The sequence below is a fragment of the Lentzea flaviverrucosa genome, from assembly GCF_003350445.1.
Lineage (GTDB): Bacteria > Actinomycetota > Actinomycetes > Mycobacteriales > Pseudonocardiaceae > Lentzea > Lentzea californiensis.
The window spans coordinates 455,794-481,209 of record NZ_QQAU01000002.1; the positions used below are offsets into that span (position 1 = coordinate 455,794).

Below are 25,416 nucleotides of genomic sequence, written 5' to 3' on the forward strand. Positions count from 1 at the left end.
GTCACCAGTTTGTTCCCGAACGAGGACCACGGGAAGGCAGGCATAACGAACAGGTTGCGAACCGTCTCACGCACACGCAGGCGTAACGGGTTGCATGTGCCGGTTCACCGCCCGCGAACTGCGAAAACGCCGGACCGAGACAGGAACAGCCTGCCGTTACGGCTTGAGGAGAGGGACTCATGACCAGCAACGGGCGTTGCGCGCTGTGCGACGGCACGATGCCTCCCGCCACCTCCGAACAACGCAGGTCCTACTGCTCCAACGCATGCCGGCAGCGCGCGTATCGGCGCCGCGTCACCGTGTCCACGGCAACGCCCGTCACCAGGCAGAACGTGCGGGTGCTCTCGAACCTGCCCGCCGCGCGCGACACGTTCATCGGCCGCCAGCAGGAGCTCTCGAAGCTCGACCAGCTGTTGCGCAGGCATCGTCTCGTTACGCTCGTCGGCAGTGCGGGTGCGGGCAAGACGAGGCTCGCGCTGGAGGCTGCTGGAAGGCTGCGACGCGGGCGAACCGACCGGGTCCTCCTCGTCGCGCTGGGCGAGATCACCGCTTCCCGAGACGTCATGCCTGCCCTCGCTGACGCGCTCGGGGTCACCGTCCAGTCCGACGAACCGTTGCGCGACACCGTGGTCGAGACGCTCGTGAACATGAAAGTGCTCGTGGTCCTCGACAACTGCGAGCACCTCCTCGACACGTGCGCCGAACTCACCGACGTGCTGCTCAACCGCTGCCCCGGCGTCCGGGTGCTCGCGACGTCGCGCGAGGCCCTGTGGATCACCGGCGAGGTCAGCTTCCACGTAGAGGGTCTGCCCGTTCCCTCCACGGATCGGGACATGGTCACGATGGCGGCGCCGCGCTCGGAGGCCGTGAAGCTGTTCGTGGCCAGGGCCCGTGAGCGCAAGCCCGACTTCCGGCTGACCCTCGACGACACCGCCGCGGTCGCCCTGTTGTGCGCGCGGCTGGAAGGCATGCCGCTCGCGATCGAACTGGCGGCACGTTGGGTGCAGTTGTTGCCGGTCACGGCCATCTGCGACCGCATGGACGAGCCGCTGGAACTGCTGACGCTGGGCTGCCGGAAGTCGCCGTCGCGCCAGAGTTCGCTGCGCGAGGCCATCGACTGGAGCTACCAGCTGCTGCAGCCGGACGAGCAGTTCGCGCTGCGGCGGCTTTCCGTCTTCGACGGCGGGTTCGACCTGGCCGCGGCCAACGAGGTCTGCTCGTCGGAACGCTCCGCGGAACCCGTGCTGGACGTGCTGTCGCGGCTGCAGGCGAAGTCGTTGCTGGCGGCCATCCCCGGCACCACGAGGTTTCGCCAGCTGGAGACGATCCGGTTGCACGCCAGGGAGAAGCTGCTGGCGGCCGGCGAGCTGGACGTCGCCTACGAGGCGCTCGCCCGCTGGTTCACGGACCTGTCGGACGTGCTGATCACCGCACCGTTGTCGATGCCCGCGGACGTGCAGCACAAGCTCGACAACCACGTCGACAGCCTGCTCGGCACCGTCGAGTGGGCAGCCGATCGCGCCGACGAACGGTTGCTGCTGCTCACCGCGGCCCTTGCGGACTGCACCGCGCGACGCGGACTGCTCGGCCAGGCACGGGTGATGCTGCGGGACGCGCTGCGGCGACCGTCCACCCGGGACGACTACCGCTGCGTCGCGCTGAACCACGCCGCCCGGTTCGCGGCAGGACAGGGTGATCACGCCGAGGCCGCCGAACTGTCCGCCGAGGCGTCGCGGCTGGTCAGGGACATCGGGCAGCCCGCGCTGGTGATGAGCAGCCGCAGCACGCTGGCGGCGGTCCAGCAGTCGTCGGGTGAGTGGGAGGCGTCGGTCGAGAACAACACCGAGTGCCTGCGCGTCGCGGAGTTGCTGGGCGAACCGCTCGCGCGTGCGACGGCGTTGGTCGATCTGGCGCGCACGGCGTTGTCACTGGGCAAGCACGAACGCGCCGAGAAGAACGTCATGTCGGCGCTGCCCATCTCGCGCGCGTCGGGCGTTCCCGCGCGCATCGCCTCCGCTCTCAACACACGCGGCGCCGTCGCGTTGGTGCAGGGCGACCTGGACGAGGCCACCCACGCCTTCCAGGAGGCGTTGCGGATGGACGGCCTCAACCCGCTGACCGCTCCCGACGCCTTGGAAGGCCTCGCCGTGGTCGCGTTGACGCGCGGTCAGGCCGAGCGCGCGCTACGGCTAGAAGCAACTGGACGGGCCATGCGCCGGTCTGTCGGTGTGGTGCCGAACCCGTTCTGGGCGGAGAAGGTCGCCGGGGCCATGCGAACCGCACGGCTGATGCTGCCCGTCGCGCGCGCAGAGGCCGCGGCCATCCCGTTGACCGCCGCCGACACCGAGGCGTTCATCCAGGACGAGGTGTGGCTGGACCGCACCGAGGCGGCGTTCGACTCGCTCGACGACCACGAGCGGCGGGTGGTCGCGTTGCTGGCGAGCGGGCTCACGAACCAGCAGATCGCGAACCGGCTCAACGTGTCCGTGCGTACCGTGGCCTCCCGGCTGCAGCGGCTGCGGGACAAGCTGGGGCTGCAGAGCCGGGAGGACATCGCGGCCTGGGGTGCGGAGCGCGCTATCGGCTGAGCGCGTAGACCTCCACCCACAGCCGGCAGATCTCCTTGGCCGCGACACGGGCGTCGGACACCGTGCACGCCGCCAGCTCCAGCACCTCGGAGTCGCGGGCCGTGGCGGCGTTGGGAATCGCGAGCACCGTCATCCCGGCCGCATGCGCCGACCGGATGCCCGATGCCGAATCCTCGACCGCGAGGACGTTCACGGGATCAAGGCCGAGCTTGCGCGCGGCGAGCAGGTACGGGTCGGACGCTGGCTTGCCGTTCACGACGTCGTCACCCGTCACGATCGCCTCGACGTGCCTGCGCAGCCCGGACGCCGACGCGGCGGCCCGCACGTACCTGCGCGGTGACGCCGACACCAGCCCGACCGGCCCGAGTTCCGCCGCCAGGGCAACGAGTTCGGCCGCGCCGGGCAGCAGCCCGAACGTGCCACGCGCGATCGCGTCGACCATGCCGTCCACGCACTCGGACGACGCGCGCTCCGGCGTGAGGCCGCGGCACCGTTCGGCGAGGTAAGCGCTCCAGGTCGACGTACCCTGGATCGCCGTCCAGTCGGCACCGGTCCAGCGGTGGCCGTGGCGGGCAGCGACGGTGCCGATCACCTGGTTCCACGTCGCGGCGCTGTCGACGAGGGTCTCGTCGAGGTCGAAGACGGTCGCGAGCAGCGTCATCGTGCGACACCGCCGTCCTCGTCGTGGCCTGGTATGCGTTTTGCCTGTTCAGGAACGGTGAGGTTCACGTCCTCATCGTTGGGAACGGATGGTGGTGACGCTCGGCGGACCAGTCGGTTTGACCCGAAGGTGCGAACGTGCGGAGGGCTGTCGTCTCGGAAGTCCCCAAATGGTCAACCAACTAGACGGAGACCGGCCCGGCCGGGGCAGCTAAACCGTTTTCGAACTGCTCCATTCGAGTGACGGCAGAGGTCTAGACCTTGACCTTCGAGTGGTCTAAACCACATCGTTCCCGGTACCCCCTGCGACTGAGGAGACCGATGTCCAAGTCCCGATGGCATCTAGCTGCTCTCTTCGCGGCTGTCGCCGCGATGGTCCTCGGAATCGTCGTCGTGCCCGCTGCTAGCGGTGCCGGTGGCGTTTCCGCCACGTTCTCCAAGGGTTCTGACTGGGGAACGGGCTTCGAGGGCAAGTACACGATCAAGAACAACAGCGCGGCGGCCCTGACCGCGTGGACCGTCGAGTTCACGCTCCCCGCCAACCACAAGGTCACCTCGCTGTGGGACGGCTCGTACACGACGAGCGGTCAGACCGTCACGGTCAAGAACACCTGGAACGGCAGCATCGGTGTCGGCGGGTCGGTGAGCTTCGGCTTCAACGGCTCCTACTCCGGCACGTTCGGTGCGCCGACCAACTGCAAGCTCAACGGTGGCTCGTGCGAGGCCGGCGGGACCAACCCGACGACCACCACGACGACGTCCACGACTACGACGACCACCACCACCACGACGACCACGACTGGTCCGCCGCCTCCTCCCGGGAAGATCAACCTGGGCTACTTCGCGGAGTGGGGTGTGTACCCGGCGCGCAACTACCAGGTGAAGAACATCGACACCTCGGGTTCGGCGTCGAAGCTCACGCACATCAACTACTCGTTCGGCAACGTGGTCGGCGGCAAGTGCACCATCGGCGAGACCTTCCCCGCCATCGAGAAGTCGATGACGGCGGCGGAGAGCGTCGACGGCGTCGCTGACGTGTGGGACGCGCCGGTGCGCGGCAACTTCAACCAGCTGCTCAAGCTGAAGAAGAAGTACCCGCACCTCAAGGTGCTGTACTCCTTCGGTGGCTGGACCTGGTCCGGTGGCTTCGGCGAGGCTTCGCGCAACCTGCCGGCCTTCGTCGACTCCTGCTACTCGCTGCTCAAGGACCCGCGCTGGGCGGGCCTGTTCGACGGCATCGACATCGACTGGGAGTACCCGAACGCCTGTGGCCTCTCCTGCGACACGAGTGGTCCGGCCGCGTTCAAGAACATGGCGCAGGCGCTGCGCAACAAGTTCGGCCAGAACTTCCTCGTCACCGCGGCGATCACGGCCGACGGTTCCGCCGGCGGCAAGATCGACGCCGCCGACTACGGTCCCGCGTCCGCGTACCTCGACTGGTACAACGTCATGACGTACGACTACTTCGGTGCGTGGGCGGCTCAGGGCCCGACGGCTCCGCACTCCCCGCTGACGTCCTACAGCGGCATCCCGACCGCCGGCTTCAACTCCGAGGCCGCGATCTCGAAGCTGCGTTCCAAGGGCGTTCCGGCCAGCAAGCTCCTGCTCGGCATCGGCTTCTACGGCCGCGGCTGGACCGGTGTGACGCAGGCTGCCCCCGGTGGCACGGCGACGGGTCCGGCTCCGGGCACCTTCGAGGCGGGCATCGAGGACTACAAGGTCCTGAAGACCAAGTGCCCCGCCACCGGCACCATCGCCGGCACGGCCTACGCGTTCTGCAACGGCCAGTGGTGGAGCTACGACACCCCGCAGACGATCACCAGCAAGATCCAGTGGGCACGCAGCCAGGGCCTGGGCGGCGCGTTCTTCTGGGAGCTCACGGGTGACACCGCGAACGGTGAGTTGATCACAGCGATGAAGAACGCCCTCGGGTAGTCCTTCTCAACGCCGGGAGGGGAGCTGGGTCAACCCAGCTCCCCTTTTGTTTTGCCCCTAGATCAGCAGAACACCTGGTCCAGCAGCCTGCTGTAGCCGTCGCCGGGGGTACCGCCGTCGGCGGCCTCGGTGAGGGACAGCTCGAGGCGCTTGCCGTCCGGCGTGCCGACCATCATCGTCCCGTAGCCGTGGATCTGGCCGTCGTGGCCGTAGACCTTCGTGCCGCAGGGCAACGACGCGACCGCGATGCCCAGGCCGTAGCCGGGACTCACCGTCGTCGTCTTCGTGAGTTCCCTCTGCTGCACAGGTTTGAGCAGCTTTCCGGCCAGCAGGGCCGTCAGGAACGTGTCCAGGTCGCGGGTCGTCGAGATCATCTCCCCCGCCGCCCCGCCCCACGACGGGTTGAGCCGCGTGACGTCCACGGGTTTGCCGGAAGCATCGGGGAAGTAACCGTGGGCGTGCGGGCCGGGCACCTCCACCGAGTTCCTGGGCAGCACGGTGTCCTTGAGCCGCAACGGCTTGATGATCCGCTGCTCGACCGCCTGCTGGAACGGTCTGCCGGTGACCTCCTCGACCAGCAGACCCGCCACGACGTAGTTCGTGTTGGAGTAGTTCCAACTCGTACCGGGCTCGAAGTCGAGCGGCTTGCTCGTGGCGATCGCGAGCAGCTCCTGAGGCTTCCACGTCCTGAAGCGGATCGACGGGAACCCGGCCGGGTCGAGCGGCATCGAGTCCGTGTAGTTGTGGAGGCCGCTGGTGTGCTGCAGCAGCTGACGGACGGTGATGCGGTCGTCGACCAGGCCGGGCAGGTAGCGGACGACCGGCGCGTCCAGGCCGAGCTTCCCCTCCCCCGCGAGCTGCAGGACCACGGTCGACACGAACGGCTTGGTGACACTTCCGATGCGGAAGGTTCCGTTGTGCGGTACGGGTTTCCGGGAACCCAGCTCGGCGACGCCGGAGCGGACGGTGTCACGTCCGTTGATCCGCGCCTGGATGCCCAGTGCGCCACCGGACGCCGTGAGCTGGTCGATGATCTCCTGCACGGCACCCTGCCGGGCCGGTGCCGCCGAAGCGACACCGGCCGTGGCGAGCAGGGTGGCCGCGGTGAGTGCGGCTACCAGTTTCATGATCAGCAGAAGACCTCGGTGAGGAGCTTGGTGAAGGCGTCACCGGGGTCGCCCTGGGTGGGGCCGCTGGTGGCGTTGAGCTCGAACCGCTTCTTGCTGTCGGGCGTGGTCATCATCTCCGACGAGTAGCCGGGGATGCCGCCGCCGTGACCCCACACCTTGGTGCCGCACGGCAGCGTCTGCACCTGCAGGCCGAGCCCGTACTCGGGACTCACGGCCGTGGTCTTGCTGATCTCCTGCTGCTGCGCGGGCTTGAGCAGCTTGCCGCTCGACAGGGCGGTGACGAACGTGTCGAGGTCACGGGTCGTGGAGATCATCTCGCCGGCGGCCCAGGCGACCGACGGGTTCAGGCGGGTGATCTCGGACGGCTTGCCCGCGACGGTCCAGTAGGCGCGCGCGTGCGGGCCGCTGATGCCGGCCTTGTCGCCCGGCACCTCGGTGTCCTTGAGGCGCAACGGCTTCAGGATCCGCTGCTCGACGGCCTTCTCGTACGGCTTGCCGGTGATCTTCTCGACCAGCAGGCCGGCGACGACGTAGTTCGTGTTGGAGTAGTTCCACTGCGTGCCGGGCTCGAAGTCGAGCGGCTTGCTCGTGGAGAGCGCGAGCAGCTCCTGCGGTGACCAGTTCTTGTAGCGGATCTGCTCGAACTCGTCCGGGCTGAGCGGCAACGCGTTGGTGTAGTTGAAGAGCCCGCTCGTGTGCTGCAGCACCTGGCGGACGGTGATGCGGCTGTCGATCAGGCCAGGCAGGTAACGCACGACCGGTGCGTCCAGGTCGACCTTCCCCTCCCCCGCGAGCTGCAACGTCACCGTCGACACGAACGTCTTGGTGATGCTGCCGACGCGGTACCTGCCGTTCTGCGGCACCGGCCTGGTGCTGTTCAGCTCGGCCTTGCCGGAACCGGCGGTGAATTGCTGCCGCCCGTCCGTGACCCTGGCCTGCACGCCCAGAGCCGCCCCGCTCTGCGTGATCTGGTCGAGAGCCTGCTGGACGACCTTGCGATCGACGCTCGACGTGTCCGCCGACGCGACGCCCACCGTGGTCAGAGCCAGCAGGCTCGTCGCGGTGACTGTGGCTACCAATCGAATCCCCATGCTCACACCCTGTCGAGGCGGGGCGTCAGCGCGCATCCACCTTCAGTCGTACGAAGGCCCTAGGGGTTTTGCTGAGAACGTCGGCGAAACCCTTGCTCCGTTCAGCAGAAGATCTCGTTGATCAGCTTCGCGAAGGCGGGATTCGGGTCACCCGTGCCGACGCCGGTGGAGATGGAGAACTCCGCGCGGCGCTTCAGGTCCGGCGTCGAGTAGGCGTAGCTCGCGAAGCCCGGCACGCCGCCGGGGTGGCCGATGATCGTGGTGCCGCACGGGGCCTTCTCCACGAACACGCCGAGGCCGTAGTCGGTGCTCACCGCGGTCGTCTTCGTGAGTTCGGCCCGCTGGGCGGGCTCGAGGAGCTTGCCGGTGAGCAGCGCGGTGTAGAAGGTGTCGAGGTCCCTGGTGGTCGTGATGACGTCACCGACGGCCCAGAACACGGACGGGTTCCAGCGCGTCGTGTCGACCGGCTGCCCGTTCACGATCCCGTACGAATGGGCGTGCGGGCCGCGGATCTCCGGGTCGTTGCCCGGGAACGTGGTCTCGTCGAGGTGCAACGGCTTCAGGACTCGTTGTGCGACGACCTGCTCGTACTTCCGGCCGGTGACCTTCTCGATCAGCATGCCGAGGATGACGTAGTTGGTGTTGTTGTACTCCCACCGCGTGCCGGGCTCGAAGTTGAGCGGCTTGCTCGTGGCGATCGCGACGAGCTCCTCCGGCTGCCACCGCTTGAAGCGGATCGCCTCGAAGCCCTGCGGGTCGAACGGGAGCTCGTTGGTGTAGTTGAAGAGCCCTCCGGTCATCTGGAGCAGCTGGCGGACGGTGATCCGCTGGTCGATCAGGCCCGGCAGGTACCGGTCGACGGGAGCGTCCAGCGAGATCCTGCCCTCGCCGGCGAGCTGCAGCGTGACGGCCGAGGTGAAGGACTTGGTGATGCTGCCCGCGCGGAACCGGCCGTTGAGCGGGACCGGGCGCGGGTTGTTCATCTCGGCGGTGCCGGAACGCGCGGTGAAGCGGTTCCGGCCGTCCGTGACGCGCAGCTGGGTGCCCTGCGCGGTGCCCGTCGCGGCGAGCTCGTCCAGTCCCTCCTGGACGATCCTGCGGTCGACTCGGGCGTCGTTGTCTGCGACCGCCGTACCGGTGAAGAGCAGGCTGAACGCGGCAAGAGTTGCTAGTAGGCGTGTCCCCATGCCTCCACAACGCCTCAGTACGGGCGCTTTGCTGCGTTCATGGCCGAAACGAGCATGGGACGCACTTTCGGCCAATGCACGTCCTGCTGGCAGGAGAACGGCGGCAGGAAGCCACCGCACCTGCCGGAGCCGGCACCGATCTCCCAGACGAAGCTCGGCACGCCCAGGTCGTCGTACACCCAGTCGTCGGTGGCGCCGGACGCGTTGTAGAGCAGCTCGCCCGGCTGGCCCGCGGTGAAACCGGACAGTGCGGCCTGGTCGTTCGCCATCTTGCGCAGGGCTGCGTCGTTGCCCGTCTTCTGCGTGCTCCAGCCCCACGGGAAGAGCACGTAGTCGCCGTAGCTGTGCATGGAGATCACGGCGCCGGTCGTGTCGGCGGAGGCCGCCGCGGTGTCGCCGGGCGGGCGGGTGTCGCGGTAGAGCTTGCGCCACAACGACTCCAGCGCCTGCACCTCCACCTCGGAGTCGGCGCGGGTGCCCCGGTAGGTCTCGCTGCACTTGTTCGGGGACGAGCCGACCTCGCCCCAGTGCGAGCCCGCGTTGCGGTTGAGGTCGACGCCGCGTGAACCCGAGGTGCAGGTGCCGTTCGCGTTCTTGCGGTGCAGCACGGGCGTGTCGCCGCCCGACTCGACGATCTCGACGCCGTCCGGGTTGGCGATCGGGACGACCCAGACCTCCAGGTCACCGAGCTTCGCGGTGAGGTCGGAGCCGACCAGGTCGTCGATGAACCGCCACGCCATGTCACCGGTGGTGATCTCGCGGGCGTGCAGCTGGCCCATGACGAACAGGCGCGGTTTTGGCGCGGTGGGCGTCAACGCGCAGTCACCTGGGCTCTTGCGGGTGATGCAGATGGCCTTCAGGTCGTGGCCGCCGCTGCCCTGGGTCTTGCGCCAGGAGTCGCCGTAGTCGACGACGGTCGCGAGGTCGGGGTGTGCCCGGGCTACCTCGTTCAGGTGGGCGAACTGCGCGGTCACGGTCCGGTAGCCGCCGTAGTAGGTCGCGTCGCCGAGCGAGCGCGGTGCCCGTTGGGACGGGGGCATCGCCGTCTCGACAGTGGACGGGAAACCGTCGCCGCGGAGCTTCTGCGGGGTCTGCGGATCGCCGACGACGAACAGGTCGGCGCCGTCGCGCTGCTCCAGCACGTCGTAACCGAGGCCCAGCAACCGTTGCGCGGAGTCACCCATCGGTGCGGGCACGCGCAGCACGTATGTCGCTTGTGGACCCTCCGCCGGAGCCGGGGCAGGACTGGACAGGAGGGCGAGGCAGGCGAGCAGGGCGACGGCGGTCCGCATGATCACCGATCATCGACCGTTCCGCCGGGCGCCGCCAGTCGGTTCGACCGACCGGATGATTACCGTCCGGTTCTTGGGACTTCGGGAGCGGCCGTTTGGCGCGCTGTGACGAAAATCAATACCATTCCGCCTGGCATCGGTGCAGTTGTCGTGCAGAAGCGGGAGCGCAAGCCATGGATCACCTTTACAACGACGGTGTCGCCGAGTTCTCGTTTCCGTGGCGCGGTTCTCCCGCGGACGACGACGAGGGCCTGGAGCCGATCATCGTGCGCAGCATGGACTGACGAAACTCAGAACGCCTGCCCGGTCCTCAGCCGGTGGGCCAGCGCCGTGTGGCGACGGCCCGCGCCGACGGTGCGCACGGCCTGGCCGATGGCCCTCTTGCTGCCCACGAGCACCACGAGCTTCTTGGCGCGCGTGACGGCGGTGTAGAGCAGGTTCCGTTGCAGCATCATCCACGCGCTGGTCGTGATCGGGATGACCACGCACGGGTACTCGCTGCCCTGTGAGCGGTGGATGGTCATGGCGTAGGCGTGGCTGAGCTCGTCCAGCTCGGAGAACTCGTAGTCGACTTCCTCGTCCTCGTCGGTGCGGATCGTCAGCTTCTGCTCGACGGGGTCGAGCGCGATGACGACGCCCAAGGTGCCGTTGAAGACGCCGTTCTTGCCCTTGTCGTAGTTGTTGCGGATCTGGGTGACCTTGTCGCCGAGCTTGAACACCCTGCCGCCGAACCGCTTCTCCGGCAGGTTGTCGCGCGAGGGCGTGAGGGCCTCCTGGAGCACCGCGTTGAGCGCGCCCGCGCCGGCCGGGCCGCGGTGCATCGGGGCGAGGACCTGGATGTCCTTGCGCGGGTCGAGGCGGAACTTGCGCGGGATGCGGTTCGCGACGACGTCGACGGTCAGCGTGGCCGCGTCCTCGGCCTCGTCGGCGCTGAAGAGGAAGAAGTCCGGGAGTCCCTGCACGATCGGGTAGTCGCCGCTGTTGATCCGGTGGGCGTTCGTGACCACTCCGGACTCCTGCGCCTGGCGGAAGATGTGCGTCAGGCGGACGTTCGGGATCGGACTCCCCTGCGCCAGCACGTCCCTGAGCACCTCCCCCGCGCCGACGGACGGCAGCTGGTCGACGTCGCCCACCAGGAGGAGGTGCGCGCCGGGCGGGACGGCCTTCACGAGCTTGTTGGCCAGCAACAGGTCCAGCATCGAGGCCTCGTCGACGACCACCAGGTCGGCGTCGAGCGGGTGGTCGCGGTCGTACGCCGCGTCGCCACCAGGCTTGAGCTCGAGCAGGCGGTGGACGGTGCGGGCCTCGTGACCGGTCAGCTCGGTGAGGCGTTTCGCGGCGCGTCCGGTGGGAGCGGCCAGGACGATCTTGGCGCGTTTCGCCTGGGCCAGGCGCACGATCGAGCGGACCGTGAAGCTCTTGCCGCAACCGGGGCCGCCGGTCAGCACGGCGACCTTCTCCGTGAGCGCGAGTTTCACCGCCGCCGCCTGGTGTTCTTCCAGGTCGGTGCCGAGCCAGGCGAAGGCCTTGTCCCAGTTGACGCCCGCGAAGCTCGGCATGCGGTCGGTGTCGGCGTGCAGCAGGCGTTTGAGCTGCGCCGCCATCGAGATCTCCGCGCGGTGGAACGGGACCAGGTAGACGGCGATCTCGTCGTCCGGCAGCTCCTCGCGGACGACGCCCTCCTCCTCGACGAGCTCCGCCAGGCAGTCGATGACCAGGCCGGTGTCGACCTGGAGGATCTTGATGGCCTCCGCGATGAGGGCCTGTTCGGGCAGGTAGCAGTTGCCGTCGGTGGTGGCCTCGGAAAGCGTGAACTGCAGGCCTGCCTTGACGCGCTGCGGGCTGTCGTGCGGGATGCCGACGGCCTTCGCGATCACGTCGGCGGTCTTGAAACCGATGCCCCAGACGTCGCTCGCGAGCCGGTACGGCTCCTCCCGGACGACCTCGATGGCCTTGTCCCCGTACTGCTTGTAGACGCGGACGGCGAGGCTCGTGGAGACGCCGACGCCCTGCAGGAAGACCATGACCTCCTTGATGGCCTTCTGCTCCTCCCAGGCGTCCGCGATGAGCTTGGTGCGCTTGGGGCCGAGCTTCGGGACCTCGATGAGGCGTTCCGGGGAGTGCTCGATGACGTCCAGGGCGTCCACGCCGAAGTGGGTGACGATCTTGTCCGCGAGCACCGGGCCGATGCCCTTGATCAGGCCGGAGCCGAGGTAGCGGCGGATGCCCTGGATCGTCGCGGGCAGGATCGTCGTGTAGTCGTCGACGTGGAACTGCTTGCCGTACTGCGGGTGCGAGCCCCAGGTGCCGCGCATGCGGATCGACTCGCCGGGTTGCGCGCCGAGCAGCGCGCCGACGACGGTGACCAGGTCACCGCGGCCGGTGTCGACCTTGGCGACGGTGTAGCCGTTGTCCTCGTTGGCGTACGTGATCCTCTCCAGGACCGCTTCGAGGACGTTCATGCCGAGAACCTACAAGCTTCTGCACACGATCTTCACAACTTGTCCCGGCGTCCTCCACGACATACCCATAAAGTCGCCGTCATGACAGGTCAGCGCAGGGTGCTCGTCGTGGAGGACGACATCACGATCGCCGAGTCCGTGGCCGTGCGGCTGCGGGCCGAGGGGTTCGGGGTGGCGGTGGCCCACGACGGGCCCTCCGGGGTCGCCCAGGCGGCCGCGTTCCTCCCTGACCTGGTCGTTCTCGACGTGATGCTGCCGGGGTTCGACGGGCTCGAGGTCTGCCGGCGGATCCAGGCGTCGCGTTCGGTGCCGGTGCTGATGCTGACCGCGCGGGGGGACGAGACCGATCTGCTGGTCGGACTCGCCGTGGGGGCGGACGACTACCTGACGAAGCCGTTCTCGATGCGCGAACTGGCGGCACGGGTGCACGTGCTGCTGCGGCGGGTGTCACGGGCGGCGTCGACGCAGTCGATGGAGCTGGGCGATCTGCTGATCGACCTGGCGTCGCGGCGGGTGTCGCGTTCCGGGGTCGAGGCGCACCTGACGCCCACCGAGTACGACCTGCTGGTGTTCCTGGCCGAGCGGCCGTCCGCCGTGCAGGCCAGGGAACGGTTGCTGGCGGAGGCGTGCGGGTGGCACGAGGGAGCGTCGTCGCGGACGGTCGACAGCCACGTGAAGGCGCTGCGGCGCAAGCTCGGGGCCGACCTGATCAGGACCGTGCACGGAGTGGGGTACGCGCTGGAAGTACCCGCCAAGAAGGTGTCTTCGTGAGGCGGTTGCTGGACCTGCTGGACCTGCTGCCTCGTCCGCTGGACTCGGTGCGGTCGATCAAGCTCAAGCTCGGCATCGTGATCGTGGTGTCCGGGTGCGTCTCGTTCGCCTACTTCCGTTACGTGACGGGGTGGTTGCCGCCTCGCACGACGCTCATCGCGCTCGTGCTGGGACTGCTGACCTCGCAGTTGCTGGCGCACGGCATGACCTCGCCGTTGCGGGAGATGACCTCCGCCGCCCGGTCGATGGCGTCCGGGGACTACTCGCGGTCGATCCGCGCCACGTCGTCCGATGAGGTCGGGCAGCTGGCCGAGGCGTTCACGGTGATGGCCGCCGACCTCGCCGCCGCGGACCAGCAGCGGCGGGAACTGATCGCGAACGTGTCGCACGAGCTGCGGACCCCTATCTCGGCGTTGCAGGCCGTGCTGGAGAACGTGGTCGACGGGGTGGCGGTGGCCGACGCGGCGACCATGCGGACCGCGCTGGCGCAGACCGAACGACTGGGACGGCTGGTCACCGAACTGCTGGACCTGTCGAAGATCGACGCCGGAGTGCTGTCCCTGAACCGCGAGACGCTGTCCGTTTCGTCCCTGGTCGCCGACGTGGTGGCGGAGGCAGCGGTGGCCGCCCCTTCGGCGTCGTTCTCGATCGACGTCGCCGGGGACCTGACCGTCCTCGCCGACGGGGAGCGGTTGCACCAGGTGCTGGTGAACCTGGTGGACAACGCCGCCCGGCACGGACCCACCGGGGGGTTGGTGTCCGTGGCCGGGTACTCCACGGCGTCGTGCGTGGTGCTGGAGGTCCGGGACGAGGGGCCCGGCATCGCGCCGGCCGACCGGTCGCGGATCTTCGAGAGGTTCACCCGAGGGGAGAGGGCGGGCGGTGGCGGGACCGGGCTCGGGCTCGCCATCGCCCGGTGGGTGGTGGACCTGCACGGCGGGACGATCGCCGTGGTGGACCCCGGCTCGTGCATCCGGGTGACCTTGCCCCGCTGACTTCCTGACTGACCTGTTCTGTCCGCACCGCGATTGCCGGTGTGGCGGTGAAGCGCGCCCTTTTCGGGCTTGGGAGAGACATGACTGACGACAAGGCCGCTGGGCGGCCGAAGTACCGGAACTTCCGCAAGACCGGGTATCGGCCGGTGTCCGGGAGCGGGAAGCCGGCGGGCGCTGGGGGCTCGCCGGACCCCGTTGAGGGCGGGGAGGTCGACGAACGCGCTGGTCAGGGTGCTGGTGAGGCCGCTGGGTCGGCTGGGTCGGCTGGGTCGGCTGGGTCGGCTGGGTCGGCTGGGTCGGCTGGGTCGGCTGGGTCGGCTGGGTCGGCTGGGTCGGCTGGATCCGCTGGATCCGCTGGATCCGCTGGATCCGCTGGATCCGCTGGCGAGGCTGTTGGTGAGGCCAGCGCCGGAGCCGCTGGCGAAACTGCTGGTGAGGCCGTTGCCGGGGCCGCGGTCGCGGGCGAGCCCAAGCCCGCGGAAACGCCTCAACCCGCCGAGCCATCGAAGGCGAAACCGGTCACGGACAAGCCCAAGCCCGCGGAGACGCCGCAGCCCGCTCAACCGGCCGCAGTGGTCACCGCCACCCTCCCCCCGCCGTCCCCGTGGCAGGGCCCGCCCCGCTACCCGACGGCAGGCGCCGCCATGACGGCACCCGGCGTGCCGTTCATGCCCTGGTGGCGGCCACCCACGACCGGTGCGCCGAGCAAAGCCCTGGTCGCGGGCTTGGTGGCAGGTCTGGGCGGCGCGTTCCTAGCCGTGCCGAACAACGGCGTCGGCTGGTTCCTGGCTGGACTCGTGGGCGTCGGCGGAGTGCTGTTCTACGCGGGCAGGCCGACGGTCGAGCGGGCGTTGTGGCTGGCGGGCGCGCTGGCGTTCCTCGCGATGGGCTTCCTGCGCGCCGCGGAGTGGGTGTTCCCGCTGTCGCTGATGGCGTCGATGTTGTGCGGGTCGATCGCCATGGCCGGCGGCAAGACCGTGCGGGGGCTCGTGTTCGGCGCCCTGGGGGTCGGGCTGGGCGGGCTTCGGTCGATTCCGTGGGTGGCCAAGGGGGTCCGCAGGCGGGGGCCGATAGGGATCCGGCCGTTCATCTCCGTCGGTGTGGCACTGGTGTTGCTGGTGGTCTTCGGGTCGCTGCTGGCCGGGGCGGACAAGGGGTTCGCCGACTTCCTCGAGAGCCTGGTGCCGGACCTCGAACTCGGCACGTACGTGCAGAAGACGTTCTTCGGGGTCGTCGCGGCGCTGGGCGCTTTGGGCGCCTGCTACCTGGTGGCGGCGCCGCCGGAGATCGACGAGGACGCCGAGGTGAAGCCGGGGTCGTTGCGGCTCAAGGACTACGGGCTGCCCGTCGGTGTGCTCGTGTTGCTGTTCACCGGGTTCGTGGGGACGCAGCTCGCGGTGCTGTTCGGTGGCGAGGCCTACGTGATGAGGACGGCGGGCGTGACGTTCGCCGAGTACGCGCGGTCCGGGTTCTGGCAGCTGCTGTGGGTCGCCGTTCTCACGCTCGGCGTGATCGCCGGTGTCGCGCGGTTCGCCGTGAAGAAGACGAAGCAGGAACAGTTGTGGCTGCGGGTGTTGCTCGGTTCACTGGCTGTTCTCACGCTGGTCATCGTGGCGAGTGCCTTGAGCCGCATGTGGTTCTACCAGCAGGCGTACGGGTGGACGGTGCTGCGGCTGCTCGTCGCGTCGTGCGAGGTGTGGCTGGCGGTCGTGTACCTGATGGTGATCGCGAGCGGGATCTCGTTGCGCGCCAACTGGTTGCCCAAGGCGATCGTCGCCACCGGTGCCGCGTTCTTCCTCGCGGTGGTGGCGATGAACCCCGAACGGGTGGTCGCCGACTACAACGTGTCGCGGTTCGAGGCGACGCAGAAGATCGACACGTACTACCTGTCGCAGTTGTCGGAGGACGCGGTGCCCGCGTTGGTCAGGCTGCCTGCCTACGAACGCTCGTGTGCCTTGCGGTGGATGAGGAATCGCACCGTCGAGCAGGACTGGCGGGAGTGGAACCTCGCGCGCCACAACGCAAAGAAATCACTCGAAAGTGTTGCGGTGACTGAGGTCACCTGTGAGGGTCGGTACTCGGGAGAGAGGTAGTCCGTTACGTGGCTGTAAAGTTGTACAGCTACCGGTTGCCGAGAGGGTGAGAAGTGACGCTGACGTGACGATCGCGGCTGAACCCGTTGTCCTTCGATCGATGTTCACCGCAGGCGAGGCGCCCACACCGCGCACCCTCCTGGACATCCTGCGCGCGAGTGCCGACAGGCACCCCGACGCGCTGGCCGTCGACGACGGCACCACCGCGCTGACGTACCGCGCACTGATCACGGAAGTACTGGAACTCAAGGAGAAGCTCGCCGCCGAGGGCGTCGGGGTCGGCGACCGGGTCGGCATTCGCGTGCCGTCCGGCACGGTCGACCTCTACGTCTCGATCCTGGCCGCCCTCGCGGCCGGCGCGGCCTACGTGCCCGTCGACTTCGAGGACCCGGACGAGCGGGCAGAGCTCGTTTTCGGTGAGGCGCAGGTGAGTGCCGTGCTCGGCGAGGGCCGTTCCCTCGTGCGGCACGGCACCACGCTCGGCGTGCCCGGCGAACCGGGTCTGGACAACGACGCGTGGATCATCTTCACGTCCGGTTCGACCGGAAAGCCCAAGGGCGTCGCGGTGACGCACCGCAGCGCCGCCGCGTTCGTGGACGCCGAGGCTCGCCTGTTCCTGCGGGACGAGCCGATCGGGCCGGACGACCGCGTGCTGGCCGGTCTCTCCGTCGCGTTCGACGCCTCCTGCGAGGAGATGTGGCTCGCGTGGCGCTACGGCGCCTGCCTGGTGCCCGCGCCGCGCTCGTTGGTGCGCACGGGCATGGACCTGGGCCCGTGGCTGGTCGAGCAGGAGATCACCGTCGTCTCCACGGTGCCGACGCTGGCCGCGCTGTGGCCGGTCGAGGCGCTGGACGACGTCCGGTTGCTGATCTTCGGCGGCGAGGCCTGCCCGCCAGAACTGGCCGAGCGGCTCGCCGTCGAGGGCCGCGAGGTCTGGAACACCTACGGGCCGACGGAGGCGACGGTCGTGGCCTGCGCCGCGCAGATGACCGGCACCGGTCCCGTGCGCATCGGCCTGCCGCTGGACGGCTGGGAGCTCGTCGTCGTGGACGCCCAGGGCGAGGTGGTGCCCATGGGTGAGTCCGGCGAACTGGTGATCGGCGGCGTCGGCCTCGCGCGCTACCTCGACGCCGAGAAGGACGCGCAGAAGTACGCGCCGCTGCCCTCGATGGGCTGGGACCGCGCGTACCGCAGCGGTGACGTGGTCCGCGCCGAGCCGGAGGGCCTCGTCTTCCTCGGCCGCGGCGACGAGCAGATCAAGCTCGGCGGCCGCCGCATCGAGCTCGGCGAGGTCGACGCGGCGCTGGCGGCGCTGCCCGGTGTCGCCGGAGCCGCCGCCGCCGTGCGCACGACGCGGGGCGGCAACCAGATCCTCGTCGGCTACGTGGTGGCCGACGGCGAGTTCGACCAGGACGCGGCCGTCGAGCAGCTGCGCGCGGAACTGCCCGCGGCTCTCGTCCCGCTGATCGCCGTGGTCGAGACGCTGCCGACCCGCACGTCCGGCAAGGTCGACCGCGCCGCGCTGCCGTGGCCGCTGGCGTCGATGGACACCGCCGGAGTGGTGTTCTCCGGGCTCGAAGGCTGGCTCGCGGAGCAGTGGGCCGCGGTGCTCGGTTCCGGGCCCGCTTCCGAGGGCGCGAACTTCTTCTCGTCCGGCGGCAGCTCGCTGGGTGCCGCACAGCTGGTCTCGATGGTCCGCACGCGGTACCCGAGCACGTCGGTGTCGGACATCTACCAGAACCCGACGCTGTACAAGCTGGCACGGCGGCTGGAGTCGTACGGCGAGACGGCCGAGGTGCACGAGGTCACGCCGACGCCCCGCTGGACCGGCGTCGTCCAGACGCTGCTGATGATCCCGCTGCTCACGGTCTCCGGCGCCCGCTGGGTCGTCGCGCTGACGGCCCTGTCGAACGTGCTGGGCTGGACGTCCGTGTCGTGGTGGTGGGTGGCCGCGGGGTTCGTGGTCTTCCTCAGCCCCGCCGGACGCCTCGCGATCTCCGCGGGTGGCGCCCGGTTGCTGCTGCGCGGCGTGAAACCCGGCGAGTACCCGCGTGGCGGGTCCGTTCACCTGCGACTGTGGACCGCCGAGATGCTGGCGCAGATGTCCCGCGCCACCGAGCTCTCCGGCTCCTGGGTCACGCACTACGCGCGGGCGTTGGGCGCGAAGATCGGCCCCGGTGTCGACCTGCACTCGCTGCCGCCGGTCACGGGCATGCTGAAGGTCGGGCGCGGCGCCGCCGTCGAGCCCGAGGTAGACCTGTCCGGCTGGTGGCTGGACGGCGACCGGCTGCGCATCGGCCGCATCAGGATCGGCGCGGGCGCGACCGTCGGTGCGCGCAGCACGCTGTTCCCCGGCGCCCGGATCGGCAAGAAGGCCGAGGTGGCGCCCGGTTCGGGTGTCGTCAGGTCCGTGCCGACCGGTCAGCGCTGGTCCGGCGTGCCCGCCACCCGCGAGGGCAAGGCGGCGCGCTCGTTCCCGTCGCGCCGGCCGGAGCGGTCGCGCTTCTGGAACCTCATGTACGGCGTCTCGTCCGGCCTGCTGGCCGCGCTGCCTCTGCTGGCGGCGGCTCCGGCCCTGCTCTACGTGCTGCGCCGGCCGGTCACCCTGACGTCGGCGCTGTGGGACGTTCCGGTCGCTTCAGCGATCTGGTTCGGCACCTACGCGCTGCTGATCCTGGTCTCGGTGCGGCTGCTGGGCATCGGCATGCGCGAGGGCCACTACCCCGTGCACAGCCGCGTCGCGTGGGCGGCGTGGACGACCGAGCGGTTGATGAACAACGCGCGCTCGGCCCTGTTCCCGCTGTACGCGTCGCTGTTCACGCCGGTGTGGCTGCGGCTGCTCGGCATGAAGGTCGGCCGCAACGTCGAGGCGTCGACCGTGGTCGCGCTGCCGAAGATGACCCGAGTGGGCGACGGGGCGTTCCTGGCCGACGACACGATGGTCGCGACGTACGAGCTCGGCGGTGGATGGCTTCGCATCGCCACGGCCCGCGTGGGCAAGCGGGCGTTCCTGGGCAACTCGGGCATGACCGCGCCGGGCCGCAACGTCCCCAAGGGCGGGCTCGTCGGCGTGCTGTCGGCGGCGCCGAAGCGGGCCAAGGCCGGCTCGTCGTACCTGGGCATGCCGCCGATGAAGCTGCCGCGCGCCGCCGAGGTGTCGGACCAGTCGCGCACGTTCGACCCGCCCAAGCACCTCATGTGGGCGCGGGCGCTGGTCGAGCTGTGCCGGTTCGTCCCGGTGATGCTGAACGTCGCTCTCGTCGTGCTGGTGCTGTTCGCCCTGAAGGAGTTCGGGGTGTGGTGGTCCGGCGTCGTGCTGCTGGGTGCCGGCGTGGCCGCGTGCCTCGTGGCCGTCGTCGCCAAGTGGACGCTCGTGGGCCGCTTCAAGGTGCGTGAGTACCCGCTGTGGTCGGCGTTCGTGTGGCGCAACGAGCTGGCGGACACGTTCGTCGAGGTGCTCGCGGTGCCGTGGCTCATCGGGTTCTCCGGCGGCACGCCGCTGATGAACCTGTGGCTGCGCTCGCTGGGCGCGTCCGTCGGCCGTGGCGTGTGGTGCGAGTCGTACTGGTTGCCCGAGGCGGACCTGGTGAAGCTGGGCGCCGGCGCGTCGGTGAACCGCGGTTGCGTCGTGCAGACGCACCTGTTCCACGACCGGATCCTGCGGATGGACCGCGTCGAGCTGGGCGCCGGCTCTACTTTGGGCCCGCACGGCATCGTGCTGCCCGGGGTGTCCGTGGGCGCCCACACCACGATCGGACCCGCCTCTCTCGTCATGCGCGGAGAGGATGTACCGTCGGGAACCCGTTGGCTGGGCAACCCGATCTCCGCGTGGACATGAGCTTCTCCGTACACCATTACGCGCTAGAGCTTGACTACAAGCCGTACTCCGCGCGCCTCACCGGGCGCGCGGTGTTGCAGGCTTCCTGCACCTCGCTGTCGTCCTTCTCGTTGTCCTTCGGTCCACTGCGGATCTCGAAGGTGCTGGTGAACGGCAAACCCGCGCGTTACGGGCACGCCGGTGGCGTTCTGAACGTCCGTGCCGCCGTGCGAGGGGCTTTCTCGGTCGAGGTGCGCTATTCGGGTACGCCGGTGCCGGTCTCGACGCCCGAGTGGGGCGACCTCGGCTGGGACCAGCTCACCGACGGTTCGATCGTGGCGTCCCAGCCGATCGGCGCACCGTCGTGGTTCCCGTGCCTGGACGAGCCGTCCTCGAAGGCGTCCTATCACCTGGAGGTGACGGCACCCTCGCCGTACACGGTGGTGTGCAACGGGGTGCTGGTAGACGGCAAGGTGTCCGGCAGCACGACGCGGTGGACGTACTCGATGGCCGCGCCCATGGCGACCTACCTGGCGACCGTCCAGATCGGACAGTACGTCGAGGCCCTGCCGGACGTGTGGGCTCCCGCCCGGCTACGCCGGCTCGTGGCGCACGACTTCGGCCGTCAGGACGCGATGATCGAGCTGTTCTCGTCGTTGTTCGGGCCCTACCCGTTCGCGAAGTACTCGGTCGTGGTCACCGACGACGCGCTCGACGTTCCCGTTGAGGCACAGGGGTTGTCGACGTTCGGAGCCAACCACGTGGACGGCCGCCGCGGTTCGGAACGGCTGGTGGCGCACGAGCTGGCGCACCAGTGGTTCGGCAACTCCGTCGGGATCGCCGCGTGGGAGCACATCTGGCTCAACGAGGGCTTCGCCTGCTACTCGGAGTGGATCTGGTCCGAGGCTTCCGGCGGCCGGTCCGCGGACGCCTGCGCTGCCGCGGCACGAGATCTGCTGCGCCGGTTGCCGCAGAACCTGGTGATCGGACGGCCGCCGCGCGCGGACTGGTTCGACGACCGGGTCTACAAGCGCGGGGCGCTGACGTTGCACGCGCTGCGCCGCGAGATGGGCGACGACTCGTTCTTCGCGCTGCTGCGGGAGTGGTGCGCCCGCAACCGTCATGGCGTGGTGACGACCGAGGACTTCCTCTCGCTCGCCGGGCACCGCGACCTGCTCAACCGATGGCTGTTCAAGCCTGAACTACCTCGCTAGACCACTTCCACACCAGTGGCGGCCGTCCGCCCTTGGGCAACGCCGCCGCGTGCTCGCTGGTGCGGCCGAGACCCGGTACGCGGTCCATCGTGCGGCCCAGGTTGGCCGGGTAGGGCCGGTCGCCGGTCAGCGACTCGGTCACGTCGAGCGCCTGCGCCGTCGTGAACTCGGGTCCGAGCAGGCCCGCGGTGAACGGCACGTCGCGCCAGAGCTTGTCCGCGAACAACGGCCGGCAGTCGGCGACGATCCGGTCGTGGTCGAAGGCGAGCGCGGGCATGGCGTCGAGCGGGCTCCAGACGGCCAGGTCGCCGGTCGCCCTGGTCACCGTGGCCCACAGCGCGATCGACAGCGTCGGACCGCGCGGGTCACGCGACGGCTCGTCGAACGTGGCGAGCTGGCCGGTCGCGGTCACCGACTGCTCGCTGAGCCCCAGCTTCCCGGTGACGGCCCTGGCGGTCGCGTCCCGCAGCCGCTCACCCCTGCCCAGCAGCACGCCGGGCAGCGCCAGCTCACCCGCGAACGGCTCCTGTGCGCGCGGTACGACCCCCACGAGCACCGTGCGTGCCTCCGGATCAAACCGGAGCACGATCACGTCTACCGAGACCAACGTCGACTCGATCATGTCGTGGATTGTCCCGCACCGCGTAGTCCGACCTGGCCGGCCCCGCGCCGGTGACGAGCACGTCGACATCGAGCAGGTCCTCCAGGTACGCGACGGGGTCGGGCATGTCCTCCAGGCTCGACCCGGTGGCGACCTTCAGGCCCTGAGCGTCCAGGTGCGTCACGGCCAGCCCGTCGACACCCCCACAGCAGTCGACGGAATAGCGCAGCAACGCGGCGTCCAGGTGCCCGGCCCGCCATGCGCCCTGGAACTCCCCTGTGCCGTTGTGCAGCTCCGGGAAGCGTTCCAGGACGGCCTGGTCCTCGGTCGGCAGCGGCCCGGCTCCGTGGCGCGTCTGGTAGGTCCTGGTCACGCCGATCACGCGGGCTGGACGCCCTTGCAGCAGTTCCCGGGCGTTGCGCGGCACGACGGTGGACCAGGTGGTGTGCGGGTGGAAGCCGTAGGTCTCGTCGAGCAGGACGCCCTGCGCGCCCTCGAAGACGACTCGGCCCGCGTCGAGCAGCCCTTCGTGGCCCTCGGTGATCCGGACGGCGCCCGCGAACGCGCCGTAGAGCCCGACCAGTTCGTCGACGTCCAGGCCGTCACCGATCAGCGGCTCGTAGAACCTGGCGAGCGCGTCCAGCTTGCGCCGCAACGCTGCCGGGCTGTGACAGTCGCCGACGGTCGGGGCGGGGCCCGGCTCGCCGAGCACCCGTTGCCCCTCGACCACGTCCCCCTCGCTCGCCCCCGCGAGCAGTCCGTACCAGGCCGTCTCGCCGATCCCCTTCCCGCACGACCCGTGCCGGTCGCCGCCCCTGGCCCTCTCCCTGGCCCGGTTCGCGGCGACGTGGAACGGCGTGGTGAGCAGCGCGTCGGCGTCGATCGACATCAGCGACAGCGGGTTCGTGACACCGAGCGCCTCCAGCTCACGTGACTCGGTCGCCAGCGCGATCGGCTCGACGAGCACGTACCGCGACAGCCAGGTCGGCACGCCCGCGAGCGTGCCCGACCCGAACTGGCTGAAGGTGTGGTGCCTGCCGCCGGCGACCACGTTGTGCGCGGCCTGCGCTCCCCCGTTGAACCGCACGACGGCGGACACCGGTCCGGCGGCGCACAACGCATCGACGACGGCCCCCTTGCCCTCGTCACCGAACCCCAGCCCGACGACGATCACGTGGTCGTTCATCAGCTCAGCGCCACGTCGTCGGGACCGTCGATGCCGAGCGGCGCGGCGACGACCGGCCGTGCGGCGTTGCCGACGGCGACCAGCGCCTTGCCGACGGCCTTGCTCTCGGCGACCGACCCGATCTCGGCGAGGTCCACCAGGGCCTGGTCGAGGTCGACCACGCGTTCCTCCATGCCGATCGTCGCCGCGATGAGCTCGCACACCGCGCCGGGGTCGTCCAGCTTGAGGAAGTTCTGCCCGAGGATCGTCCGCCAGTGGTCGCCGATGCTGTCGTCGTTGTAGTACGACGACTGGTTGGGCAGGATGAAGTAGACGTTCCACTTGAGAGCGAGCTCGCGGTAGACCGACACCGGGTCGATGTCCTGCCTGACGTCGTCGCCGATGACCCTGCGGATGTGCCTGGCCTCCAGCCGCGGCTTGTTCAGCTCGTCGCCGATGATGAACAGGTAGCCCTTGCGGCCCCGCTTCTGCCACGCGTCGGTGACCACGTGCCGCGCGACGAAGTACGCGGCGAGCTCGTACGACTCGCTCTTCTGCCCGCCGCCGTTGCCTTCGAGGAAGATGTCCCGCAGCTGCTCGTCCATGCGGTTGTCCGACTCGAACTGGCCGACCTGCAGCGGCACGCGGTCGCTGTCGGCGTCACCGATCCCGCCGAACATCAGCTGCGGGTCGGCGAGATATCCCTTGCGCTGCAACAGTCCGTGCAGCTTGCCGAGCTTGCCCTGCATGATCCGCGGCACCGCGCCCATCGACCCGGTCACGTCGAACAGCACCGCGATGGGTGTCGAGTCGGCGTGGTCGGGCGAGTCGCGGCACTCGCGGTACTCGACGTTCAGGGGGTCGAGCGCCGGCGCCGCCTTCCAGCTGGACGAGGGCGCCGACTTGATCGAGGCGGTGTAGCCGAAGTCCGCGATCCCCTTGGCCGCGCGGAAGGTCTTCGCAGCGGCGTACGCGTTGTCGTCCCACTTGCCGTGTCCCATGGTCATTCTCCTTCTGGCAGAGCGAACGGGCGGAAAACCCTTGGTCCGTACAGTTCTTCGAGCAGGTCGTCGTACTCGCCCAGCAGATCCGCGGCATCAGGCCGGCGCGACGGGCGTTCCTGCAGACATCCCCGGGCGAACGCGATCTGCCGATGTTCGTCGTGCCGCAGCAGATCGATCATCAGCGTGTGTGCCATGTGGACGTCCGTCGTGGCCGTGACCGGTTGTCCTGCCTGGACTTCCGGCGGGTAGGCGATGGTGCGGCTGGTGGCGAGGAGCCGCTGGCCTTCCTCGACGGCGAACGACCAGCCGGCCAGCACGATCCCGTGCTGTTCCGGGTGCACCATGACGTTCTCGGCCGTGACGGCCCCGTGCACCAGACCGATCTGGTGCGCCCCGGCCAGCGCCTTGAGCAGCCTGCGGTGCATCCACGCGTAGTCGCGGCCGTCCAGGCCTCGCGGGAAGGCCTTCTTGACGTCCGCGAGCGTCACGAACCCGTCCACCAGCGGGTCGAGCACCGTGAAAGCCCTGGAACCCTTGGCGACATCACCGGACGTGTCGAGCAGCCGAGGGTAGAAGGGCCTCAACCAGTGGTGCACGTCGGTGTAGCGCTCCAGCTTGCGCAGCGCCTGCCACTCACCGTGCAGCAGCGGGTTCAGCGCCGGATTGCGCACCACCTTCACGACGTACGGTCCGTCCGCCTCGTACAGGTTGGCGACGCTGCCGACCGCGAACGGCTCCCCGATGCGGTAGGCGCCGGTTCTCGTTTTCAGTTCGACGCTCGTGCTGTGGGTCCACTCGTGGTGCAGCCGCGTCAGGTTCGCCGAGGCCTCGTGCGCCCGGATGTTCGCTGGTCCGACCACGTCGGGGTGCAGCACCGAGGCCAGCGCGTGGTAGCGGCGCCGGGCCGCCTTGCGCTTGCCGGGATCGGCGCTGCGGGGCCCGAAGAGGGCCTCGGCCGATGCGGCGCGCTCGAGGAGTTCCAGCGCCTCCGATGTGGTGAACATGGGTTTGAGTCTAAGTGACTCAAACCAGGAACGCAACGGGTGTGACCCAGGCGACCACGCCGGCTAGAGGAAGTACGGGTGCAGCCGGATCTCACTGATCCGGAACGAGATCAGGTCTCCTTCCGAGAGGTCCGGTCTCCCGGCTGGGACGTCGACCAGCAGGACGCCGGACCCGAGTCCGACCTCGACCACCGTGTCGTCTCCGTCGCCGACCCCCTCGACCTCGCCCACGACGCACACCGCGGCACCCACCTCGGGCCTCCCCGAGATGCCCGCGGCCGTCGCGGCCGACGTCCACTCCGTGATGTCGTCCGGAACTTCGAACTCGATGTCGAACCGTCCAGTGCGGCTCAGCACCTCTATCCGCACCGCACCCCCAAGTGGTTCCTCAGGACAGTGTGCCGCCG

General features: G+C 69.4%; 18 protein-coding genes. 7 read left to right on the forward strand and 11 right to left on the reverse strand.

Annotation, left to right across the window (positions count from 1 at the left end):
- Positions 1-179: 179 nt before the first annotated feature.
- A complete protein-coding gene (locus DFR72_RS08225) occupies positions 180-2,588 on the forward strand; it encodes an ATP-binding protein (protein WP_090066741.1) in 2,409 nt (802 codons plus the stop codon).
- Here the strand turns inward: DFR72_RS08225 and DFR72_RS08230 are convergent.
- Positions 2,578-3,249: an HAD family hydrolase gene (locus DFR72_RS08230; RefSeq protein ID WP_090066742.1), complete on the reverse strand. Its 672-nt coding sequence runs from the start codon at positions 3,247-3,249 to the stop codon at positions 2,578-2,580. The two genes, DFR72_RS08225 and DFR72_RS08230, sit on opposite strands and share 11 nt — an antisense overlap.
- 320 nt (positions 3,250-3,569) lie before the next feature.
- On the opposite strand from DFR72_RS08230, the gene DFR72_RS08235 reads away from it, so the two are divergent.
- Complete coding sequence (locus tag DFR72_RS08235; protein WP_090066743.1) at positions 3,570-5,183, forward strand: glycosyl hydrolase family 18 protein; 1,614 nt, start codon at positions 3,570-3,572, stop codon at positions 5,181-5,183.
- A 62-nt stretch (positions 5,184-5,245) separates the two neighbouring features.
- On the opposite strand, the gene DFR72_RS08240 is transcribed toward DFR72_RS08235, so the two are convergent.
- The 5 genes from DFR72_RS08240 to recD2 all read right to left on the reverse strand — a co-directional run bounded on the left by DFR72_RS08240 (position 5,246) and on the right by recD2 (position 12,345).
- Complete coding sequence (locus tag DFR72_RS08240) at positions 5,246-6,310, reverse strand: serine hydrolase domain-containing protein (RefSeq protein ID WP_245982654.1); 1,065 nt, start codon at positions 6,308-6,310, stop codon at positions 5,246-5,248.
- Between the two features lie 2 nt (positions 6,311-6,312).
- Positions 6,313-7,404 carry a serine hydrolase domain-containing protein gene (locus tag DFR72_RS08245; protein WP_090066745.1) on the reverse strand — a complete coding sequence of 364 codons (1,092 nt, stop codon included), beginning with the start codon at positions 7,402-7,404 and terminating at the stop codon, positions 6,313-6,315.
- A 101-nt stretch (positions 7,405-7,505) separates the two neighbouring features.
- A complete protein-coding gene (locus DFR72_RS08250) occupies positions 7,506-8,591 on the reverse strand; it encodes a serine hydrolase domain-containing protein (protein WP_090066746.1) in 1,086 nt (361 codons plus the stop codon).
- A 14-nt stretch (positions 8,592-8,605) separates the two neighbouring features.
- Positions 8,606-9,883, reverse strand: coding sequence for a M14 family zinc carboxypeptidase (locus DFR72_RS08255; RefSeq protein WP_090066796.1), 1,278 nt, complete (start codon positions 9,881-9,883; stop codon positions 8,606-8,608).
- Between the two features lie 290 nt (positions 9,884-10,173).
- Positions 10,174-12,345, reverse strand: a complete 2,172-nt coding sequence (recD2, locus tag DFR72_RS08260; protein ID WP_090066747.1) for an SF1B family DNA helicase RecD2 — start codon at positions 12,343-12,345, stop codon at positions 10,174-10,176.
- A gap of 81 nt (positions 12,346-12,426) precedes the next feature.
- Here recD2 and DFR72_RS08265 point away from each other — a divergent pair, with 81 nt between their 5' ends.
- From DFR72_RS08265 to DFR72_RS08290, 5 genes are all read left to right on the forward strand, one after another.
- The gene (locus tag DFR72_RS08265) at positions 12,427-13,116 is read left to right on the forward strand and encodes a response regulator transcription factor (protein ID WP_177224566.1); all 690 of its coding nucleotides are present in this window, start codon (positions 12,427-12,429) and stop codon (positions 13,114-13,116) included.
- Positions 13,113-14,111, forward strand: coding sequence for a HAMP domain-containing sensor histidine kinase (locus tag DFR72_RS08270; RefSeq protein ID WP_245982656.1), 999 nt, complete (start codon positions 13,113-13,115; stop codon positions 14,109-14,111). The genes DFR72_RS08265 and DFR72_RS08270 overlap by 4 nt, the downstream gene beginning before the upstream one ends.
- Before the next feature lie 644 nt (positions 14,112-14,755).
- Entirely contained in the window at positions 14,756-16,204 is a 1,449-nt protein-coding gene (locus DFR72_RS08280) for a DUF4153 domain-containing protein (protein ID WP_090067446.1), read from the forward strand.
- 100 nt (positions 16,205-16,304) lie between these two features.
- A complete protein-coding gene (locus DFR72_RS08285; protein ID WP_090067445.1) occupies positions 16,305-20,042 on the forward strand; it encodes a Pls/PosA family non-ribosomal peptide synthetase in 3,738 nt (1,245 codons plus the stop codon).
- Positions 20,039-21,235 (forward strand): M1 family metallopeptidase, encoded by a 1,197-nt coding sequence (locus DFR72_RS08290; RefSeq protein ID WP_090067504.1) that lies wholly within the window; start codon positions 20,039-20,041, stop codon positions 21,233-21,235. Before DFR72_RS08285 ends, DFR72_RS08290 begins: the two co-directional genes overlap by 4 nt.
- On the opposite strand, the gene DFR72_RS08295 is transcribed toward DFR72_RS08290, so the two are convergent.
- The 5 genes from DFR72_RS08295 to DFR72_RS08315 form a co-directional block, all read right to left on the reverse strand.
- On the reverse strand, positions 21,213-21,857 hold the full coding sequence (locus tag DFR72_RS08295) for an NUDIX hydrolase (protein ID WP_090067444.1): 645 nt from the start codon (positions 21,855-21,857) through the stop codon (positions 21,213-21,215). The two genes, DFR72_RS08290 and DFR72_RS08295, sit on opposite strands and share 23 nt — an antisense overlap.
- The gene (locus tag DFR72_RS08300; RefSeq protein WP_090067443.1) at positions 21,808-23,022 is read right to left on the reverse strand and encodes an adenylosuccinate synthetase; all 1,215 of its coding nucleotides are present in this window, start codon (positions 23,020-23,022) and stop codon (positions 21,808-21,810) included. Before DFR72_RS08300 ends, DFR72_RS08295 begins: the two co-directional genes overlap by 50 nt.
- Positions 23,022-24,002 (reverse strand): hypothetical protein, encoded by a 981-nt coding sequence (locus tag DFR72_RS08305; RefSeq protein ID WP_090067442.1) that lies wholly within the window; start codon positions 24,000-24,002, stop codon positions 23,022-23,024. The genes DFR72_RS08300 and DFR72_RS08305 overlap by 1 nt, the downstream gene beginning before the upstream one ends.
- Before the next feature lie 2 nt (positions 24,003-24,004).
- On the reverse strand, positions 24,005-25,009 hold the full coding sequence (locus DFR72_RS08310; RefSeq protein ID WP_090067441.1) for a protein kinase family protein: 1,005 nt from the start codon (positions 25,007-25,009) through the stop codon (positions 24,005-24,007).
- Between the two features lie 63 nt (positions 25,010-25,072).
- Positions 25,073-25,378 carry a hypothetical protein gene (locus tag DFR72_RS08315; RefSeq protein ID WP_143086800.1) on the reverse strand — a complete coding sequence of 102 codons (306 nt, stop codon included), beginning with the start codon at positions 25,376-25,378 and terminating at the stop codon, positions 25,073-25,075.
- Positions 25,379-25,416: the final 38 nt, after the last annotated feature.

Bases quoted from the DNA above. Each gene is read 5' to 3' on its own strand.
- DFR72_RS08240 (WP_245982654.1), bottom strand. From the start codon at position 6,310: ATGAAACTGGTAGCCGCACTCACCGCGGCCACCCTGCTCGCCACGGCC.
- DFR72_RS08245 (WP_090066745.1), bottom strand. From the start codon at position 7,404: ATGGGGATTCGATTGGTAGCCACAGTCACCGCGACGAGCCTGCTGGCT.
- DFR72_RS08230 (WP_090066742.1), bottom strand. From the start codon at position 3,249: ATGACGCTGCTCGCGACCGTCTTCGACCTCGACGAGACCCTCGTCGAC.
- DFR72_RS08225 (WP_090066741.1), top strand. From the start codon at position 180: ATGACCAGCAACGGGCGTTGCGCGCTGTGCGACGGCACGATGCCTCCC.
- DFR72_RS08310 (WP_090067441.1), bottom strand. From the start codon at position 25,009: ATGTTCACCACATCGGAGGCGCTGGAACTCCTCGAGCGCGCCGCATCG.
- DFR72_RS08305 (WP_090067442.1), bottom strand. From the start codon at position 24,002: ATGGGACACGGCAAGTGGGACGACAACGCGTACGCCGCTGCGAAGACC.
- DFR72_RS08300 (WP_090067443.1), bottom strand. From the start codon at position 23,022: ATGAACGACCACGTGATCGTCGTCGGGCTGGGGTTCGGTGACGAGGGC.
- DFR72_RS08235 (WP_090066743.1), top strand. From the start codon at position 3,570: ATGTCCAAGTCCCGATGGCATCTAGCTGCTCTCTTCGCGGCTGTCGCC.
- DFR72_RS08280 (WP_090067446.1), top strand. From the start codon at position 14,756: ATGACGGCACCCGGCGTGCCGTTCATGCCCTGGTGGCGGCCACCCACG.
- DFR72_RS08265 (WP_177224566.1), top strand. From the start codon at position 12,427: ATGACAGGTCAGCGCAGGGTGCTCGTCGTGGAGGACGACATCACGATC.
- DFR72_RS08255 (WP_090066796.1), bottom strand. From the start codon at position 9,883: ATGCGGACCGCCGTCGCCCTGCTCGCCTGCCTCGCCCTCCTGTCCAGT.
- DFR72_RS08285 (WP_090067445.1), top strand. From the start codon at position 16,305: ATGTTCACCGCAGGCGAGGCGCCCACACCGCGCACCCTCCTGGACATC.
- DFR72_RS08290 (WP_090067504.1), top strand. From the start codon at position 20,039: ATGAGCTTCTCCGTACACCATTACGCGCTAGAGCTTGACTACAAGCCG.
- recD2 (WP_090066747.1), bottom strand. From the start codon at position 12,345: ATGAACGTCCTCGAAGCGGTCCTGGAGAGGATCACGTACGCCAACGAG.
- DFR72_RS08250 (WP_090066746.1), bottom strand. From the start codon at position 8,591: ATGGGGACACGCCTACTAGCAACTCTTGCCGCGTTCAGCCTGCTCTTC.
- DFR72_RS08295 (WP_090067444.1), bottom strand. From the start codon at position 21,857: ATGATCGAGTCGACGTTGGTCTCGGTAGACGTGATCGTGCTCCGGTTT.